The organism is Streptomyces sp. NPDC003023 (assembly GCF_042888225.1).
Taxonomy (GTDB): Bacteria; Actinomycetota; Actinomycetes; order Streptomycetales; family Streptomycetaceae; genus Streptomyces.
Genome location: NZ_JBIAPL010000013.1, coordinates 68,157 through 85,637 on the forward strand (window position 1 = coordinate 68,157; position 17,481 = coordinate 85,637).

The following is a 17,481-nucleotide window of genomic DNA, read 5'->3' on the forward strand; positions in this document are numbered from 1 at the left end:
GCCGGCGGGCGCCCCCCCCCCGGGGGGGGGGGGGGGGGGGGCCCCCCGGGGGGGGGGGGCGGGGGGGGGGGGGGGGGGGGGGGCCGGGGGGGGGGGGGGGGGGGGGGGGGGGGGGGGGGCCGCCCCCCCCCCGGGGCCCCCCCCCGCCCCTCGGGAGCGAACAGCCGTCAGCCCTCGACACCGAGCTTCTGAAGGATCAGTTCCTTCACCCGTGCCGCGTCCGCCTGGCCGCGCGTGGTCTTCATGACCGCGCCCACCAGCGCGCCGACCGCCGCGACCTTGCCGCCGCGGATCTTGTCCGCGATCGCCGCGTTGCCGGCGATGGCCTCGTCGACGGCCGCGCCGAGCGCGCCCTCGTCGGAGACGACCTTCAGACCGCGCTTCTCGACGACGGCGTCCGGGTCGCCCTCGCCGGCGAGGACGCCCTCGATGACCTGTCGGGCCAGCTTGTCGTTGAGCGAGCCCTCCTTCACCAGCGCCGTCACCCTGGCGACCTGCGCCGGGGTGATCGCCAGCTCCTCCAGCGCCTTGCCCGACTCGTTGGCGTTGCGGGCCAGTTCGCCCATCCACCACTTGCGCGCCTGGTCGGACGGGGCACCCGCATCGATCGTGGCGACGATCAGGTCGACGGCGCCCGCGTTGAGGATCGACTGCATGTCGTGCTCGGACACGCCCCACTCCTCACGGAGCCGGTTGCGCCGCAGGCGCGGCAGTTCCGGCAGCGTGGCGCGCAGTTCCTCGACCCACTCGCGCGAGGGCGCGACGGGGACCAGGTCGGGCTCGGGGAAGTAGCGGTAGTCCTCCGCCTCCTCCTTGACCCGGCCGGACGTCGTGGAGCCGTCGTCCTCGTGGAAGTGACGGGTCTCCTGGACGATCGTGCCGCCGGACGAGAGCACCGCGGCGTGCCGCTGGACCTCGTACCGCGCCGCACGCTCGACGCTGCGCAGCGAGTTGACGTTCTTCGTCTCGGAGCGCGTGCCGAACTTCTCAGTGCCGTTGGGCCGCAGCGACAGGTTCACGTCGCAGCGCATCTGGCCCATCTCCATGCGGGCCTCGGACACGCCGAGGGCCCTGATGAGCTCGCGCAGCTCGGCGACGTACGCCTTGGCGACCTCGGGAGCACGCTCGCCGGCGCCCTCGATCGGCTTGGTGACGATCTCGATCAGCGGGATGCCGGCCCGGTTGTAGTCCAGCAGGGAGTGGGACGCGCCGTGGATTCGGCCGGTGGCGCCGCCGACGTGGGTCGACTTGCCGGTGTCCTCCTCCATGTGGGCGCGCTCGATCTCCACGCGGAAGACCTCGCCGTCCTCGAGCTGGACGTCCAGATAGCCGTTGTAGGCGATCGGCTCGTCGTACTGCGAGGTCTGGAAGTTCTTCGGCATGTCCGGATAGAAGTAGTTCTTCCGGGCGAAGCGGCACCACTCGGCGATCTCGCAGTTCAGCGCGAGGCCGATCTTGATGGCGGACTCGACGCCGATCGCGTTGACGACCGGGAGCGAGCCGGGCATGCCGAGGCAGGTCGGGCAGGTCTGGGAGTTGGGCTCGGCGCCCAGCTCCGTGGAGCACCCGCAGAACATCTTGGTCTTGGTGCCGAGCTCGACATGGACCTCGAGGCCCATGACGGGGTCGTAGGACGCGAGGGCGTCCTCGTACGACACCAGTTCAGTGACGGTCACGATGAAACTTTCCCTCTCAGCCCATCAGGACGTCTTCGTCGCCGAGCCGCTTCAGCTCGCGATAAAGAATGGCCAGGCCGGTGACGATCGCGGCGGCGGACACCGCTGCGTCGATCAGCCGGAGCATGTCGCCGTCGGTACGGGCGAGCTTGGCCTGCTTGGCCACGCTGATCGCGCCGAACGCGGTGGAGCCGAGCGACACGTACAGCCCGGTCTTGGACTTCTTGAAGTTCTTGGCCTTCTTTGCCATGGCACTCACAGTGAAGGAGCCTCCTCGAGCAGCGGGTGTCCCCAGCGTTCCACGAACGCGGCCTCGACGGCGGCACCGACCTTGTAGAGCCGGTCGTCCTTCATGGCCGGGGCGATGATCTGCAGGCCGACGGGCAGGCCGTCCTCCGGCGCGAGGCCGCAGGGCAGCGACATGGCCGAGTTGCCGGCCAGGTTGGTCGGAATGGTGCACAGGTCCGCGAGGTACATCGCCATCGGGTCGTCGGCGCGCTCGCCGATCGGGAAGGCGGTGGTCGGCGTCGTCGGGGAGACGATCACGTCGACCTGCTCGAAGGCCTTCTCGAAGTCGCGGGTGATGAGGGTGCGGACCTTCTGGGCGGAGCCGTAGTACGCGTCGTAGTAGCCGGAGCTGAGCGCGTACGTACCGAGCATGATGCGGCGCTTGACCTCGTCGCCGAAGCCCGCCTCGCGGGTCAGCGCGGTGACGTCCTCCGCCGACTTCGTACCGTCGTCGCCGACCCGCAGGCCGTAGCGCATGGCGTCGAAGCGGGCGAGGTTCGAGGAGCACTCGGACGGCGCGATCAGGTAGTACGCGGAGAGCGCCAGGTCGAACGACGGGCAGTCCAACTCGACGATCTCGGCGCCGAGCTCCTTCAGCAGCTCGACCGACTCGTCGAAGCGCTGCACGACGCCGGCCTGGTAGCCCTCGCCGCGGAACTGCTTGACGACGCCGACGCGCATGCCCTGGACGGAGCCGTTGCGGGCGGCCTCGACGACCGGCGGGACCGGGGCGTCGATGGACGTCGAGTCGAGCGGGTCGTGCCCGGCGACGACCTCGTGGAGCAGGGCGGCGTCGAGGACCGTACGGGCACAGGGCCCGCCCTGGTCGAGGCTGCTGCTGAACGCGACCATGCCGTAGCGGGACACCGCGCCGTAGGTGGGCTTGACGCCGACCGTGCCGGTGACGGCGGCGGGCTGGCGGATCGAGCCGCCGGTGTCCGTGCCGATCGCGAGAGGCGCCTCGTAGGAGGCGAGCGCCGCGGAGGACCCGCCGCCGGAGCCGCCGGGGATACGGGTCAGGTCCCACGGGTTGCCCGTCGGGCCGTACGCGCTGTTCTCGGTGGAGGACCCCATGGCGAACTCGTCCATGTTGGTCTTGCCGAGGATGACGACGTCGGCGGCCTTGAGCCGCTTGGTGAGCGTCGCGTCGTACGGCGGGATCCAGCCCTCGAGGATCTTCGAGCCGACGGTGGTCGGGATGCCCTCCGTGGTGAAGATGTCCTTCAGCGCGAGCGGGACACCGGCGAGCGGGCCGAGCTTCTCGCCCTTGGCGCGCTTCTCGTCGACGGCGCGGGCCTGCGCGAGGGCGCCCTCGCGGTCGACGTGCAGGAAGGCGTGGACCTTCTCGTCGACGGCCTCGATCCGGGCCAGGTGGGCCTCGGTGACCTCGACAGCGGTGAGCTCGCCGGCGGCGATCTTCGCGGCGATCTCCGCCGCGGTGAGCTTGATGATGCTTTCCGTCATGACTTTTAGTCCTCCCCCAGGATCTGCGGCACCTTGAAACGCTGCTGCTCCTGGGCCGGGGCGCCGGAGAGCGCCTGCGCGGGGGTGAGCGACGGACGGACCTCGTCCGCGCGCATGACATTGGTCAGCGGCAGCGGGTGGGAGGTCGGGGGTACGTCTTGGTCGGCGACCTCGGAAACGCGGGCGACCGCGCCGATGATGTCGTCGAGCTGTCCGGCGAAGTGGTCGAGCTCGTCGCCGGACAGCTCCAGACGCGCCAGCCGGGCGAGGTGGGCGACCTCCTCGCGCGTGATGCCAGGCATGCAGCGATCCTCAGGGGTTAGTGGCTTCTGGGGTTTGGACCCAATCCTATGGGGTGCGGGCCGATCTCCAGGCAACGCCCGGTTCGTCCCCGCGGCAGGCGGGGAGCTCGGTCGCCGGCGAAGTACTCGGCCTCGCCGTCCGGATCGGCGGCCGATGCCCCTGTCCGGACCGACGGCCGATGACCGCCGGGCGACGACCGATGACCGATGACGGGGCGTCGTCCGCCAGGATGGACGGCCGAGGACACCGTCTGGACCGACGACCGACAACGTCCGACAACCGGCGACCGCCGACCGCCGACCGCCGACCGCCGACCGCCGACGGACCCTCGCTCCCCCTGGCCTCGCGAGCGGTCAGGAGACGTCCGCCGCACCGATCCGCGAGCGACCACAGGACGTCCGCCGTCCGGATCGGCGGCCGGCGACCGGACCGGGCCGCGGCCCGGTCCGGCAGCGGGGGCGCACGACGGGCGCTTCGCCTGCCCGGCACACTCCCGGCCGCACGAGCCGGGGTGCTCCCTGCGCCGGTGCCCCGCCAGGGGCTACGTCACCGCGCGGCCCGAGGCGCGGTCGGCGCGGGGCTGGGACGGTGGGAGCTCGCCTGCCGGGAGCGCGGGCCGGTGCCAGCCGCGTTCGCCACGCGCCAGCAGCCACGCCGTCATCTCCTGCGGCGGCATCGCCGCGGCGACCAGCCAGCCCTGGACCGCGTCGCAGCGCAGGTCGCGCAGCCGCTCCCAGGTCTCGTCGTCCTCGACACCCTCCGCCACCACCAGCAGGCCGAGCGAGTGGGCCAGGTCCACGGTGCAGCGGACGATCTCCGCGTCCTCGGTGTCGACGGCCAGCCGGGCCACGAAGGAGCGGTCGATCTTCAGTTCGCTGACCGGCAGCCGCCGCAGGTGCACGAGCGACGAGTAGCCCGTGCCGAAGTCGTCGAGGGACATCTTGACGCCGTGGTCGGCCAGGCCGGCGAGCGTGTCCGCGGCGCGCTGCGGGTCCTCCAGCAGCACGTGTTCCGTTATCTCCAGCTGGAGCGCCCCCGGCGGTACCCCGTGCCGGGCGAGTCTCGCGGCGACGGCCCCGGCGAAGCCGGGTGTGTGGACGTCGCGGGGCGAGACGTTGACGGCGACCGGGACCATGAGTCCCTGCGCGCGCCACCTCGCGACCTGCGCGAGCGCCGTCTCGAGGACGTACTCGGTCAGGTGCGGCATCAGCCCGGAGGACTCGGCGATCGCGATGAACTCGTCCGGGGGGACCCGTCCGCGCTCGGGGTGGACCCAGCGGACGAGCGCCTCGAGGCCGGACACGTGCCCGTCGAACCGGACCTTGGGCTGGTAGTGGAGCTCGACCTCGCCGGCGTCCAGTGCCCGCCGCAGGTCGCCCAGCAGCCCCAGCCGGTCGGGGGTGTTGCTGTCGCGCTTGGACTCGTACACCTCCACGCCCGTACGGTCCCGTTTGGCCTGGTACATCGCCACGTCGGCGCGGCGCAGCAGTCCTTCGGCGTCCAGGGCGTGATCGGGGAAGACGGCGAGTCCGGCGCTTGCCTCGAGGACGAGAGTGAGCCCGTCGAGGTCGAGGGGCGAGGAGAGTTCGGCGACGAGGTGCCTGGCGATGCGCTGCGCGGACGTGGTGGAGTCCGCCGTGGGCAGCAGCACGGCGAACTCGTCGCCGCCGAGCCGTGCCGCCTCCGCGCCCCGCGGCAGTGCGAGCTTCAGTCGCTCGGCTATCTGAAGCAGGAGCCGGTCGCCCGCCAGGTGACCGAGGGTGTCGTTGACGGACCGGAAGCGGTCGAGGTCGATCAGCACGAGGGCGGCCCGCGCGCTGCTGCTCTCGGCGTCCTCGAGTGCGGACCAGGTGCGTTCGAGCAGCCACTGGCGGTTGGGGAGCCCGGTGAGCGGGTCCCGCAGCTGCTCCTCCGCCCTGGCCCTGGCTATCCACAGGGTCGAGTCCAGGGCGATCAGCGGCACGGCGAACAGCGGCAGCAGCAGCGGCATGGCGACGGCGACCACGCAGATCAGCGGCGCGATGCCGACGAGCGCGACGGCCACGAGGCCCTGCCTGAGCAGGGCGGTGCGGGCGACCGTGGGCAGGCCGCCGGCCTGCGGGGCCAGTACGTACCAGAGGAGCAGCCGTGTGACGACGAGGTACACGGTGGCGGCGGCCATGACCTCGGGCGCGGCCTCGAGCTCCCAGCGGAGCGGGTTCCAGGGCCGCTCGACGGTGGGCACGACGCCGAAGAGCGCGAGCGTGAGCGCGGCCGCGCCGATCCCCAGGATGTCGACGGCCCCGTGCAGCAGGCCGTGCCGCCAGCGGTTGCGGCAGGCGGCGCCGACGAGTGCGACGGCGGCGAGGCTGACGAGTCCTGCCGGGACCCAGCCGAACAGGAGCAGTGTGGCGAGCGTCAGCGCGGTTCCGGAGCCGGTGCCGCCCCACCAGCGGTCGCGGCCGAGGGCGACGAGATGACCGACGATGATCCCGGTGAGGACGGCGAGCGACCAGCCGACGGTCTCGGCCGGGAAGAGCGCGTGACCCTCGCGGACGGTTCGTACGACAGTGGTGGCGAGCAGGAGTGCGGCGCCCGCCACGACCACCGCGGGCAGGCCCGGTTTCCTGCCCACCAGGGCCGCGCGTGCCCGCGGCCGCGGGACCGGGGCGGCGCTCTCGGTCGGTTTCATTCCCGTCCCTCTCACAGCCGGCGGTGCCTGGCGATGGCTCCCGTTGTCATGCCACCACGACTGAAATCCCACCGCGCAGCCGTGCACGACAGGCGCACACCTCAACACTAGGCGGCAGAAGGCTCGTACGGGCAGCGCTCTACAGCTCTTGCCCGAATGCGACCCGGCCACCCTTATCCATCTGGTATGCGCTGAACGGGTGACCTGTACTGGGCGTTCCACCGGCGCTCGACGCGTCCGGATCCCGCCCCTCGTGATGCGAAAGTGCGCCGCGCGCGCCCCCCTCGAGCGCCCGCCCGAGCCCCTTTTGTCATGCCTCCTGAGTCACAGCTGCCTCACGAGCCGCATCCGGCCCCTGTTCGAGCAGGACAGCGAAGCCCGCCTCGTCCAGAACCGGCACCTTCAACTGCACAGCCTTGTCGTACTTCGAACCAGGGTTGTCACCCACCACGACAAAGCTCGTCTTCTTCGATACGGAACCGGCCACTTTCGCTCCGAGGCTCTGGAGCGCCTCTTTTGCGCCATCCCTGGTGTGGTTCTCGAGCGTTCCGGTGACGACGACGGTCAGCCCTTCGAGCGGCCGGGGCCCTTCGTCGCCGCCGGCCTCCTCCTCCAACCGGACACCGGCGGCACGCCACTTGCGCAGGATCTCCTGGTGCCAGTCCTGTGCGAACCACTGCTTGAGCGCGGCGGCGATGATCGGCCCCACACCGTCGGTGGCCGCCAGTTCCTCCTCAGTCGCCTGCTCGATCCGCTCGATGGAGCGGAACTCCCGCGCGAGCGCTTGGGCGGCGACGGGTCCGACATGGCGGATGGACAGACCGTTGATGATCCGGGCCAGTGGCGCCTGCTTGGCGGCCTCGATGCCGGCGAGCATCTTCAGCGCGTTCGTCTTGGGCTCGCCCTGCTTGTTGGCGAAGACCGTGGCGATCTTCTCCTCGCCGGTCTTGGGATCACGCTTGGGCAGCCCGCTGTCCTGGTCGATGACGTACGCCCTGATGGGCAGCAGCCGCTCGATGGTGAGGTCGAACAGGTCTCCCTCGTCCGTCAGCGGCGGCTCCGCCGGCTGCAGCGGCCGGGTGAGCGCCGCGGCCACCACCTCGCCGAAGTGGTCGATGTCCAGGCACTCCCGCCCTGCCAGATAGGAGACCCGCTCCCGCAGCTGCGCCGGGCACGAGCGGGCGTTGGGACACCGCATGTCGATGTCCCCCTCCTTCATGGCCTTCAGCGGCGTCCCGCACTCCGGGCACTCGGAGGGCATCACGAACTCCCGCTCGCTGCCGTCCCGCAGGTCCGCCACCGGCCCCAGGATCTCGGGGATGACGTCACCGGCCTTGCGGAGCACCACCGTGTCGCCGATGAGGACGCCCTTGGCCTTGACGACGTCCTGGTTGTGCAGGGTCGCGAACTCCACCTCGGAGCCCGCCACCGTCACCGGCTCGACCTGCGCGTACGGCGTGACACGGCCGGTGCGGCCGACGCCCACGCGGATGTTGACCAGCTTGGTGTTGACCTCCTCCGGCGCGTACTTCCAGGCGATCGCCCAGCGCGGCGCCCGGGCGGTCGAACCGAGGCGCCCCTGCAGCGGGATCTCGTCGAGCTTGACGACGACGCCGTCGATCTCGTGCTCCACGGAGTGGCGGTGCTCACCGAAGTACGCGATGAACTCCCGCACCTCCTCCATCGAGCCGACCACCTTGTTGTGCCGCGCCGTGGGCAGCCCCCACTCCCGCAGCAGGGCGTATGCCTGCGAGAGACGGTCGATGGCCAGTCCCTCGCGGGCGCCGATGCCGTGGACCACCATGTGCAGCGGCAGCTTGGCGGTGACCTTGGGGTCCTTCTGCCGCAGCGAACCGGAGGCGGAGTTGCGAGGGTTGGCGTAGGGCTGCTCACCGGCTTCCACACGGCTGGCGTTGAGCTCCTGGAACTGCTCCATGGGGAAGTAGACCTCGCCGCGGATCTCCACGAGGCCGGGGATGCGGTCGCCCTTCAGCCGGTCGGGGATGCCGGCGATGGTGCGCACGTTCGGGGTGATGTCCTCGCCGACGCGGCCGTCGCCGCGGGTCGCCGCGCGGGTCAGCCTGCCCTTCTCGTACGTGAGGTTGACCGCGAGGCCGTCGACCTTGAGCTCGCACAGGAAGTGGTACCCGGGGGCGCCGACGTCGCGGGCGACGCGCTCCGCCCAGGCGTCGAGCTCCGCGTCGTCGAAGGCGTTGTCCAGGGAGAGCATCCGCTCGCGGTGCTCGACCTTGGACAGCTCCGTCTCGTAGTTCCCCGCGACCTTCTGGGTCGGCGAGTCCGGCGTCCGCAGCTCCGGATACCGCTCCTCGAGCCCTTCGAGCTCGCGCAGCAGCTTGTCGAACTCCGCGTCGGAGACGACGGGGCTGTCCTTCACGTAGTACCGGAAGCGGTGCTCCTCGATCTGTTCCGCGAGGAGTGCGTGCTGCTCCCGTGCGTCCGCGGGCAGGTTCGTCTGCTGTTCGCCGGCCACCGTTTCGTCCTCCCGTTGTCCGTGCACCCGTTACTCAGGGTTGTCCGCGAGTGATCTCGCGGCACGGACGCAGTGGGCGAGCGCGGCGCGCGCGTACGCGGGCGAGGCGCCCGCGAGTCCGCACGCCGGGGTGATCACCAGCGACTCCGCGAGAGTCCCCGGATTCAGCCCCAGCCTGCGCCACAGTGTCCGTACACCCTTGACGATATCGGCGCCCACCGACAATCCGGCCGACACGTCGTCGGTCGGGGGGACGACACCCGCGAAGAGCTTGATGCCGGCTTCCACGGCTTCGCCGATCGACTCCTCCTCACGCTCGGTGAGCAGAGAGAAATCGAACGAGATCCCCTGCGCCCCGGCTCGGCGCAGCAGCGCGAAGGGCACGTCGGGTGCGCACGAGTGCACGACCACCGGGCCGTCCGCCACCGCCATCACGTCGCGCAGCGCGCTCTCCACGACCTGGCGGTCCACGGCCCGGTAGGTGCGGTAGCCGCTGGCGGTCCTGATCTGCCCGCGCAGCACGGCGGTGAGGGACGGCTCGTCGAGCTGGAGCACCACCTGGCCGCCGGGCACCCGGCGGCGTACCTCCGCGAGGTGGCCGCGCAATCCCTCCGCGAGCGATCCGGCGAGGTCCCGGCAGGCCCCCGGGTCGTTGAGCAGCGCCTCGCCGCCCCTCAGCTCCAGCGCGGCGGCGAGCGTCCACGGGCCGACCGCCTGCACCTTCAGCGGACCCTCGTAGCCCTGGGTGAACTCCTCCAGTGCGTCGAGGTCCTCGCCCATCCAGGAGCGGGCGCGGCGGGTGTCGCGGCCCGGCCGGTCGCTGATGCGCCAGCCGCTCGGCTCCACATGTGCGTACATCTCGACGAGCAGCCCGACGGTCCGGCCGATCATGTCGGCGCCGGGCCCTCGGGCGGGCAGCTCGGCCAGGTGCACAAACTCCTCGAACGTCCCGCTGACCGCCTTCGCGGCCTCGCGGGCGTCACCGCCGGGCATGGACCCCACACCGGTGGCGGGGCCCCAGGGGAACTCGCTCTTCTCACTCACCCGGGAAGCGTACGTGCCGCCCCGCGGGTCACGGACCGTCCCGGCGTACGGCCCTGCCGGTCAGCGCCCCGGCCGCACCGTCAGGTCGTTGATCTCGGCGTCACGCGGCAGGTCCAGCGCGGTGAGGATCGCGGTGGCGACGGACTCGGGGTCGATCCAGCGGGAGGCGTCGTACTCCTTGCCCTCCTGCAAGTGCACCTTCGCCTGCATCGGGCTCGCGGTGCGCCCCGGGTAGACGGACGTCACCCGCACACCGGAGGCGTGCTCCTCGTGCCTCAGGGAGTCGGCCAGCGCCTTGAGGCCGTGCTTGGAGGCCGCGTACGCGCCCCACTCTGCGTGGGCGTTGAGTCCGGCGCCCGAGTTGACGAAGACCACGTGCCCCTGGACGGAGCGCAGTTGGGGCAGGAACAGCCGGGTCAGTTCGGCCGGCGCGATCAGGTTGACGTTGAGCTGCTGGTGCCACGTCTTGGGGCGCAGCTCGCCGACCGGTCCGAGGTCGACGATGCCGGCGATGTGCAGCAGCGAGTCGACCGTCTCCGGCATCGACTGGTGCCCGAGGGCCCAGGAGATCCGGTCGGGGTCCGCGAGGTCGGCGACGATCGTGCCGGCTCCCGGGTACCGCGCCTCGAATTCCTTCGCACGGCCCGCGTTGCGGGCGACGAGGACGAGGTCGTCGCCCCGTTCGTGGAGACGGCGCGTGACGGCCGCGCCGATGCCGGATCCTGCGCCGGTGATCAGATGGGTGGTCATGCCCGCCATGCTCGCACTAACGAATGCCGGCGGACTCCTCGAGGTAGGCCATCGCGCCGGCGCCGTCCTCGGCGAAGAACACCAGCTCGGTGAGCGGCAGCGGCAGGAATCCCTCGTCCTCCATCCGCTGGAACTGCTGCTTGAGACCGTCGTAGAACCCGGCGGCGTTCAGCAGGACGACTGGCTTGGTGTGGTGACCGTGCTTCTTGAGCTCCAGGATCTCGGTCGCCTCGTCGAGCGTCCCCGTCCCGCCGACCATGATCACCACGCTGTCGGACCTGGCGAGCAGCAGCGCCTTGCGCTCGGCGAGATCCTTCGCGACCAGCATCTCGTCGGCGTTCCGCCGCGCCTTGTGCCGCAGGAACTCGACCGACACCCCGACGAGCCTGCCGCCTGCCTCCTGCACACCGTCCGCGACGACCTTCATCAGCCCGCTCTCCGAGCCGCCCCACACGAGGGTGTGCCCTCCCTTGCCGATGAGCTCGGCGAATTCACGGGCCGGGCGGGTGTAGCGCTCGTCGAGATCGGCGGCGGAGAGGAAGACGCAGATGTTCATGGGACCACGGTACGGGGGGCCGCCGACACCGCGGCGAACTTTTCCCGCCCGCGGCGATGAGTTCTCCCGGCGTCCCCGGTCAACCCTCCTATGGACACCACGGGCACCGCAGTGAAGAAGGCCGAGTCGGCGGACGGCACCCTCATCGCTTACGAACAGCACGGCGAGGGCACCCCCTTGGTCCTGGTGAGCGGCGCGCTGTGCACGTCGGCGTCCGAAGCGCCCCTGGCGGAACTGCTCGCCCCGCACTTCACCGTGTTCACGTACGACCGCCGGGGCCGTGGCCAAAGCGGTGACACGGTGCCGTACGCGGTGGAGCGCGAGATCGAGGACCTCGCGGCAGTCATCAGAGCGGCGGGCGGCAGTGCCGCCGTCCACGGCACGTCCTCCGGAGCCGCCCTGGCGGTGCGTTCGGCGGCGGCCGGGCTCCCGATCACCCGGTTGTCGCTCTACGAGCCGCCGTTCGAGACCGACCCCGCGGCCCGGGACCGGAACACCGAGTACGTCGCCCGTATGACGGCGCTGCTGACCGGGGGCAGGCCGGGCGACGCGCTGGCCGAGTTCCTGGGAACCGCCGGCATGCCCGCACAGGCGCTGTCCAGGCTCCGACTGCTGCCGATGTGGGCGGACATGCAGGCACTCGAGCACACGCTGGCGTACGACCACGAGGTGATGGGCGACGGCCTGGTGCCGAGCGGCCTGCTCGGCACGGTGACCGTCCCCGTGACGGTCGTGGACGGCGGCGCGAGCCCGGCCGGTATGCGGGAGGCGGCCCGCGCGGTCGCCGCGGCCCTCCCCCGGGGCCGCCACCACACCCTCACGGGCCAGACCCACGAGGTCGCCCCGCACGTCCTGGCACCGGCACTGGTGCGGTTCTTCGGCGTGTGAACGGGGTGTGCACGAGCCCGACTTCCTCGTGCGAGGTCGAATCCGCGGGGCCGTTCACTCCGACGCCGTGAAGAAGGGTCACGCCGCTGCCGTGCAAGCGGACGCCCCGCATCCCGTCCTCCCCCGGTGACCTCGGCTTTTGCGGCCTGCCGCAACAGCATGGCCGGGCGCGGTGCCGGTCGGCAGAGTTGGTCTCGCCTTGCACAACAGTCCTAGGGGGAAACCGTGCAGAAGAACCTCAAGAAGCTCGCCGTGGCCGTCAGTGGTCTTGCTCTGGCGCTCGGCGGATCGACGGTGGCTGTCGCCGCTCCGCAGGGCGACGTGAGCGTGCAGGCCACCTGCTACGGCGGGGCCTCGTCCTTCTCGAAGGCGTCCGGCCGGTACACGACGAGCGTCTACAAGACGTCGACCCGGTGCAACGACATCAACATCAAGATGGGCTCCAGCGGCCGGTACGTGAAGGTGTGCTTCAAGCTCAGCAGCGGCTCCTTCGACTGCCAGAGTGACTACAAGTGGGCCTCTTCGGGCTCCTGGAAGGTGATCGCCACCAACGTCCGCGACTACCAGGAGTTCGTGTTCTTCTTCCAGACCACCGGCTCCGCGTCGGGCTCCTACGCCGCCTGACCGCGACAACCGCACGACATGTCGGTACACGAGGAGCGGGCCCGCCGGTGGACAACCGGCGGGCCCGCTTCACGCTCGTGCGCCGACGCGACGAACCGCTGCCGGTCACTGCGTCGCACTCACGGCGCGCAGCAGGGACGCCCCCGCCGGGGTCAGGGTGTGCAGCACGGTCGGGCCGTTCCGGACGGTGGTGATGAGGCCCGCGTCGCGCAGCACGGTGGCGTGTCTGCTGGCGGAGGATGCCGAGACTCCGGCGGCACGGGCGATCTCGCCGGTCGTGGCACCGCTGGACGCGGCGCGCAAGGCGACCGCTCGGGCACGCCCGAGCAGGGTGACCAGGGACTTCCCGGTGGCGTCGACGCCGTGCGGGGTATCCGGGGGGCTCTGCTCGTGGAGGAGCGAGTACCAGAGCACGGGCGGCATCTCCGGGTCGGCGAAGGCCACCGGCTCACCCCAGTTGAAGTACGAAGGCACGAGGGTGAGCCCACGTCCGTTCAGATACAGGTCCCGGTCCTCGACCTGCCGGGGATAAACGGCCTCCAGTACGGGAGGGCGCCAGCGCAGCATCGGCCCGAGTCCCGAGAGCATGCCCTCGGCTCCGCCGTCCAGGAACCCTCGGGCACGCGCCGCTCGCTCCGACTCGATCCGGGCCTGTACCCGTTCCTCGTACGGGGCGATCACCGCGTCGTGGTAGGCCCGCAGCACCCCCGTGAACTCCTTGCGCGCCTCCAGGTGGGCCAGCCGACCGGCCCACGTGGGAGCGCCGACGGTCCGGTCGAGGATGGTCACTTCCTTCAGGACCTGTCGCGCGGGCGTGGCCAGAATCGACTCCAGTCCGGCGTCCAGATCACCTACCGCATCAGCGGGCGTGAGAAAGTCCGGAAAATAAGCGGCCCTTGGATACAAGGGCAGGAGAACGCTCTGCAGGGCACGCCCCAGTCCCTTCTCCCTCATCTGCTGTCTTGCCGTGCGGTACCACCCGGCGTAGGCCCACCGCCCTCTGCGCGACTGCAGTCGGTGCAGACTCGCGGCGACTTCCCAGAGCGGATCGGGCGCGGCGGCAATCGTGGTTCTCGCCAGATCTCCATCGCTGAAATGGATGCGGAGCATGTCCCCCCCTTTGGGCATGGCCGGCGGGGAGAGCGTAGGTCGCGGAGATCAGCGCTCGATGAACAAGGGCTCAACACATGTGAGGCGCCCGTCCGGTTCCGCCTGGCCGCAAAGGACGGGTGCCTTTGGCCGCGCGTGGCGTCGGATGCTCCGGCCGCCGACTCGACCTGCGCGGCAAGGACGGGGCCCGAGGCGAGTGGCGGCTGCCTGCCACGGCGTCCGCGGGGTCTTCCGGCACGCCGGAACCGCAGGACCCGCCGCGGCGACCGCGGGACGGACTCACCACCGATCTCTGCCCGGTCTCTGTCCGGTCTCTGTCCGGGCCGATTCCGGGATCCGCGGGACCGGCGCGACCGGCGGGCGGTCCCACCGATCACGGCCACTCGGCAGGTTGCCCGTCACCGAGAGATCTACTGGGCGACCGCGGCCGGCCGGCGGGTCGTCGTCGCGATGGTCGCGGAACCGACCACGCGCGTGCCGTCGTACAGCACGATCGCCTGGCCGGGGGCCACGCCGCGTACCGGCTCGGTGAAGGCGACCCGCAGCTCCGAGCCGTCGACCAGCTCGGCCGTGACCTCGGTCTCGCCGCCGTGGGCGCGGAGCTGGGCGGTGTACGTACCGGGGCCCGCGGGGGCCGTGCCGCACCAGCGGGGCCTGATCGCGGTCAGGGCGGTGACGTCGAGCGCCTCGGCCGGACCGACGGTCACGGTGTTGTTCACCGGGGAGATGTCGAGGACGTAGCGCGGCTTGCCGTCGGGTGCCGGGTGGCCGATGCGCAGGCCCTTGCGCTGGCCGATGGTGAAGCCGAACGCACCCTCGTGGGTGCCGACCTTCGCGCCCGCCTCGTCGACGATGTCGCCCTCCGCCCGGCCGAGGCGGTTCGCCAGGAAGCCCTGGGTGTCGCCGTCGGCGATGAAGCAGATGTCGTGGCTGTCGGGCTTCTTCGCGACCGCCAGGCCGCGACGCTCGGCCTCGGCCCGGATCTCGTCCTTGGTGGTGAGGGTGTCGCCGAGCGGGAACATGGCGTGGGCGAGCTGCTTCTCGTCGAGCACACCCAGTACGTACGACTGGTCCTTGGCCATGTCGCTGGCGCGGTGCAGCTCGCGGGAGCCGTCCTCGCCCACCACCACGGTGGCGTAGTGGCCCGTGCACACCGCGTCGAAGCCGAGCGCGAGCGCCTTGTCGAGCAGCGCGGCGAACTTGATCTTCTCGTTGCAGCGCAGGCACGGGTTGGGCGTGCGGCCCGCCTCGTACTCGGCGACGAAGTCCTCGACCACGTCCTCGCGGAAGCGCTCGGCCAGGTCCCACACGTAGAAGGGGATGCCGATGACGTCCGCGGCGCGGCGGGCGTCGCGCGAGTCCTCGATGGTGCAGCAGCCGCGAGCGCCGGTCCGGAACGACTGCGGGTTCGCGGAGAGCGCCAGGTGCACACCGGTGACGTCGTGCCCCGCCTCGGCGGCGCGGGCGGCGGCGACGGCGGAGTCGACTCCGCCCGACATGGCGGCGAGGACACGGAGGGGGCGCGGGGAGGTCTCAGTCATAGCGGTACCAGGGTACGGGCCCCGGGGAACCGAAAGCTCGCGAGTATGCGTTGTCACCGGCATGGGGAGCGAGAGCAGGCACGGCGGCGGCAGGAAGAGCGGCATGACCAGACGGGCCGTGCTGATCGGCACCGGCGCGGTGGTCGTGGGCGGCGGAGTGCTGGCCGAGGACGAGATCCGCAGGCTGTGGCGCGGCATGCCATGGGCGCGCAAGCCGCGCAAAGAAGGAGAGATCGATCATGCGGGCGCCCAGTGGGTGGCGGCGAGCGCCTCGAACTGGCGGCTGGCCGACCGGCCCGACGACTTCGGCATCGACCGGGTGGTCATCCATGTCGTCCAGGGCAGCTACCGGACCGCGCTGAAGGTCTTCAAGGACCCGACGCACGGTGCGGCGACCCATTACGTGGTGCGCAAGGACGGCCATGTAGCCCAGATGATCCGCGAGCTGGACGTGGCGTACCACGCGGGGAACCGCTCGTACAACGAGCGCAGCGTCGGCATCGAGCACGAGGGGTTCGTGGACCGTCCGCAGGACTTCACGGACGCGATGTACGGCTCGTCGGCGAAGCTGACGGCCGACATCTGCGCCCGCTACGGCATACCCGTGGATCGCGAGCACATCGTGGGCCACATCGAGGTCCCCGGCACGGATCACACGGACCCCGGTCCGCACTGGGACTGGCCGAGGTACATGAAGCTGGTCACGGCGGCGATGCCGGCGGCGCGCAAGGCGGTGGAGGCGGCCGGAGGCCGGGCCCAGGGCCTCTCGGCCGGTGAGCCCCTCCGGTCACGCCGCTGAGGGCTGCCGTTGCTGTCGTCGTGCGCCCAGCGGGGATCGCGGGACAGCCCTAGCTGAGGCCCGCCGTGCGGGCGCGTTCGACGGCCGGGCCGATGGCCTGGGCGACCGCTTCCACGTCGGCCTTCGTCGAGGTGTGGCCGAGGCTGAAGCGCAGGGTGCCGCGGGCGAGCTCGGGGGCGGTGCCTGTGGCGAGGAGGACGTGGCTGGGCTGCGCCACGCCGGCCGTGCACGCGGAGCCGGTGGAGCACTCGATGCCCTGGGCGTCGAGCAGCAGGAGCAGGGAGTCGCCCTCGCAGCCCGGGAACGTGAAGTGCGCGTTGGCGGGGAGCCGGTCGTCGGGGTCGCCGCCGAGGACGGCTTCGGGGACCGCGGCGCGTACGGCCTGCACGAGGTCGTCGCGCAGGCCGCCGATGTCGCGGGCGAACTCCTCGCGCCGCTCGGCGGCGATCCGGCCGGCCACCGCGAACGAGGCGATGGCGGGGGCGTCGAGGGTGCCGGACCGTACGTGGCGTTCCTGGCCGCCGCCGTGCAGGACGGGGACGGGGCTGTACTCGCGGCCGAGCAGCAGGGCCCCGATGCCGTACGGCCCGCCGATCTTGTGGCCGGAGACGGTCATGGCGGCGAGGCCGGAGGCGGCGAAGTCGACGTCGAGCTGACCGAATGCCTGGACGGCGTCGGCGTGCAGCGGGACGTCGAACTCCGCTGCCGCTTCCGCGAGTTCCCGGACCGGCATGACGGTGCCGATCTCGTTGTTGGCCCACATGACGGTGGCGAGGGCGACGTCGTCGGGATTGCGTCCGATGGCCTCGCGGAGCGCCTCGGGACGCACTCTGCCGTAGGCGTCGACCGGCAGGTACTCGATGTTCGCGCCCTCGTGCTCGCCGAGCCAGTCCACGGCGTCGAGGACCGCGTGGTGCTCGACGGGGCTGGCCAGCACCCGGGTTCTTGCCGGGTCGGCGTCCCGGCGGGCCCAGTAGAGGCCCTTCACGGCGAGGTTGTCGGCCTCGGTGCCGCCCGAGGTGAAGACGACTTCGCTGGGCCTTGCGCCGAGGGCTTCCGCGAGGTTCTCGCGGGCCTCCTCGACGGTACGGCGGGCCCGGCGCCCGGCGGCGTGGAGCGCGGAGGCGTTGCCGGTGACGGCGAGCTGGGCGGTCATCGCCTCGACGGCCTCCGGCAGCATCGGAGTGGTCGCGGCGTGGTCGAGGTAGGCCATGGTGGCCCCGATTCTACGAGGCCCGGAGGGGGCGCGGACGCGGCGCAGGGGTGCACGACCGTC

At 71.5% G+C, this 17,481-nt stretch carries 15 protein-coding genes; 3 read left to right on the forward strand and 12 right to left on the reverse strand.

The window, feature by feature from the left end; all coding sequences use genetic code 11:
* Positions 1 to 167: 167 nt before the first annotated feature.
* From gatB to ACFYV1_RS30750, 9 genes are all read right to left on the reverse strand, one after another.
* Positions 168 to 1,676: an Asp-tRNA(Asn)/Glu-tRNA(Gln) amidotransferase subunit GatB gene (gatB, locus tag ACFYV1_RS30710; RefSeq protein WP_389398884.1), complete on the reverse strand. Its 1,509-nt coding sequence runs from the start codon at positions 1,674 to 1,676 to the stop codon at positions 168 to 170.
* 16 nt (positions 1,677 to 1,692) lie between these two features.
* Entirely contained in the window at positions 1,693 to 1,926 is a 234-nt protein-coding gene (locus ACFYV1_RS30715) for a hypothetical protein (protein ID WP_389398985.1), read from the reverse strand.
* A gap of 5 nt (positions 1,927 to 1,931) precedes the next feature.
* A complete protein-coding gene (gene gatA / locus ACFYV1_RS30720) occupies positions 1,932 to 3,428 on the reverse strand; it encodes an Asp-tRNA(Asn)/Glu-tRNA(Gln) amidotransferase subunit GatA (RefSeq protein WP_389398885.1) in 1,497 nt (498 codons plus the stop codon).
* 5 nt (positions 3,429 to 3,433) lie between these two features.
* Positions 3,434 to 3,730: an Asp-tRNA(Asn)/Glu-tRNA(Gln) amidotransferase subunit GatC gene (gatC, locus tag ACFYV1_RS30725; RefSeq protein ID WP_389398886.1), complete on the reverse strand. Its 297-nt coding sequence runs from the start codon at positions 3,728 to 3,730 to the stop codon at positions 3,434 to 3,436.
* Between the two features lie 542 nt (positions 3,731 to 4,272).
* A complete protein-coding gene (locus ACFYV1_RS30730) occupies positions 4,273 to 6,402 on the reverse strand; it encodes a putative bifunctional diguanylate cyclase/phosphodiesterase (RefSeq protein WP_389398887.1) in 2,130 nt (709 codons plus the stop codon).
* Between the two features lie 310 nt (positions 6,403 to 6,712).
* Complete coding sequence (ligA, locus tag ACFYV1_RS30735) at positions 6,713 to 8,893, reverse strand: NAD-dependent DNA ligase LigA (protein ID WP_389398888.1); 2,181 nt, start codon at positions 8,891 to 8,893, stop codon at positions 6,713 to 6,715.
* Between the two features lie 30 nt (positions 8,894 to 8,923).
* Positions 8,924 to 9,937 carry a methionine synthase gene (locus ACFYV1_RS30740; protein ID WP_389398889.1) on the reverse strand — a complete coding sequence of 338 codons (1,014 nt, stop codon included), beginning with the start codon at positions 9,935 to 9,937 and terminating at the stop codon, positions 8,924 to 8,926.
* Between the two features lie 60 nt (positions 9,938 to 9,997).
* Complete coding sequence (locus ACFYV1_RS30745; protein ID WP_389398890.1) at positions 9,998 to 10,687, reverse strand: SDR family oxidoreductase; 690 nt, start codon at positions 10,685 to 10,687, stop codon at positions 9,998 to 10,000.
* A 16-nt stretch (positions 10,688 to 10,703) separates the two neighbouring features.
* Positions 10,704 to 11,243 (reverse strand): TIGR00730 family Rossman fold protein, encoded by a 540-nt coding sequence (locus ACFYV1_RS30750; RefSeq protein ID WP_389398891.1) that lies wholly within the window; start codon positions 11,241 to 11,243, stop codon positions 10,704 to 10,706.
* A 90-nt stretch (positions 11,244 to 11,333) separates the two neighbouring features.
* On the opposite strand from ACFYV1_RS30750, the gene ACFYV1_RS30755 reads away from it, so the two are divergent.
* Entirely contained in the window at positions 11,334 to 12,131 is a 798-nt protein-coding gene (locus ACFYV1_RS30755; RefSeq protein ID WP_389398892.1) for an alpha/beta fold hydrolase, read from the forward strand.
* Positions 12,132 to 12,356: 225 nt separating this feature from the next.
* The gene (locus tag ACFYV1_RS30760; protein WP_389398893.1) at positions 12,357 to 12,755 is read left to right on the forward strand and encodes a hypothetical protein; all 399 of its coding nucleotides are present in this window, start codon (positions 12,357 to 12,359) and stop codon (positions 12,753 to 12,755) included.
* A gap of 105 nt (positions 12,756 to 12,860) precedes the next feature.
* On the opposite strand, the gene ACFYV1_RS30765 is transcribed toward ACFYV1_RS30760, so the two are convergent.
* Both ACFYV1_RS30765 and mnmA read right to left on the reverse strand, forming a co-directional pair.
* Positions 12,861 to 13,865: an ArsR family transcriptional regulator gene (locus tag ACFYV1_RS30765; protein WP_389398894.1), complete on the reverse strand. Its 1,005-nt coding sequence runs from the start codon at positions 13,863 to 13,865 to the stop codon at positions 12,861 to 12,863.
* Positions 13,866 to 14,275: 410 nt separating this feature from the next.
* A complete protein-coding gene (gene mnmA / locus ACFYV1_RS30770) occupies positions 14,276 to 15,406 on the reverse strand; it encodes a tRNA 2-thiouridine(34) synthase MnmA (protein WP_389398895.1) in 1,131 nt (376 codons plus the stop codon).
* 103 nt (positions 15,407 to 15,509) lie between these two features.
* On the opposite strand from mnmA, the gene ACFYV1_RS30775 reads away from it, so the two are divergent.
* Positions 15,510 to 16,205 (forward strand): N-acetylmuramoyl-L-alanine amidase, encoded by a 696-nt coding sequence (locus ACFYV1_RS30775; protein WP_389398896.1) that lies wholly within the window; start codon positions 15,510 to 15,512, stop codon positions 16,203 to 16,205.
* 49 nt (positions 16,206 to 16,254) lie between these two features.
* Here the strand turns inward: ACFYV1_RS30775 and ACFYV1_RS30780 are convergent, their stop codons facing one another.
* Positions 16,255 to 17,418, reverse strand: a complete 1,164-nt coding sequence (locus ACFYV1_RS30780; protein WP_389398897.1) for a cysteine desulfurase family protein — start codon at positions 17,416 to 17,418, stop codon at positions 16,255 to 16,257.
* Between the last annotated feature and the right edge of the window lie 63 nt (positions 17,419 to 17,481).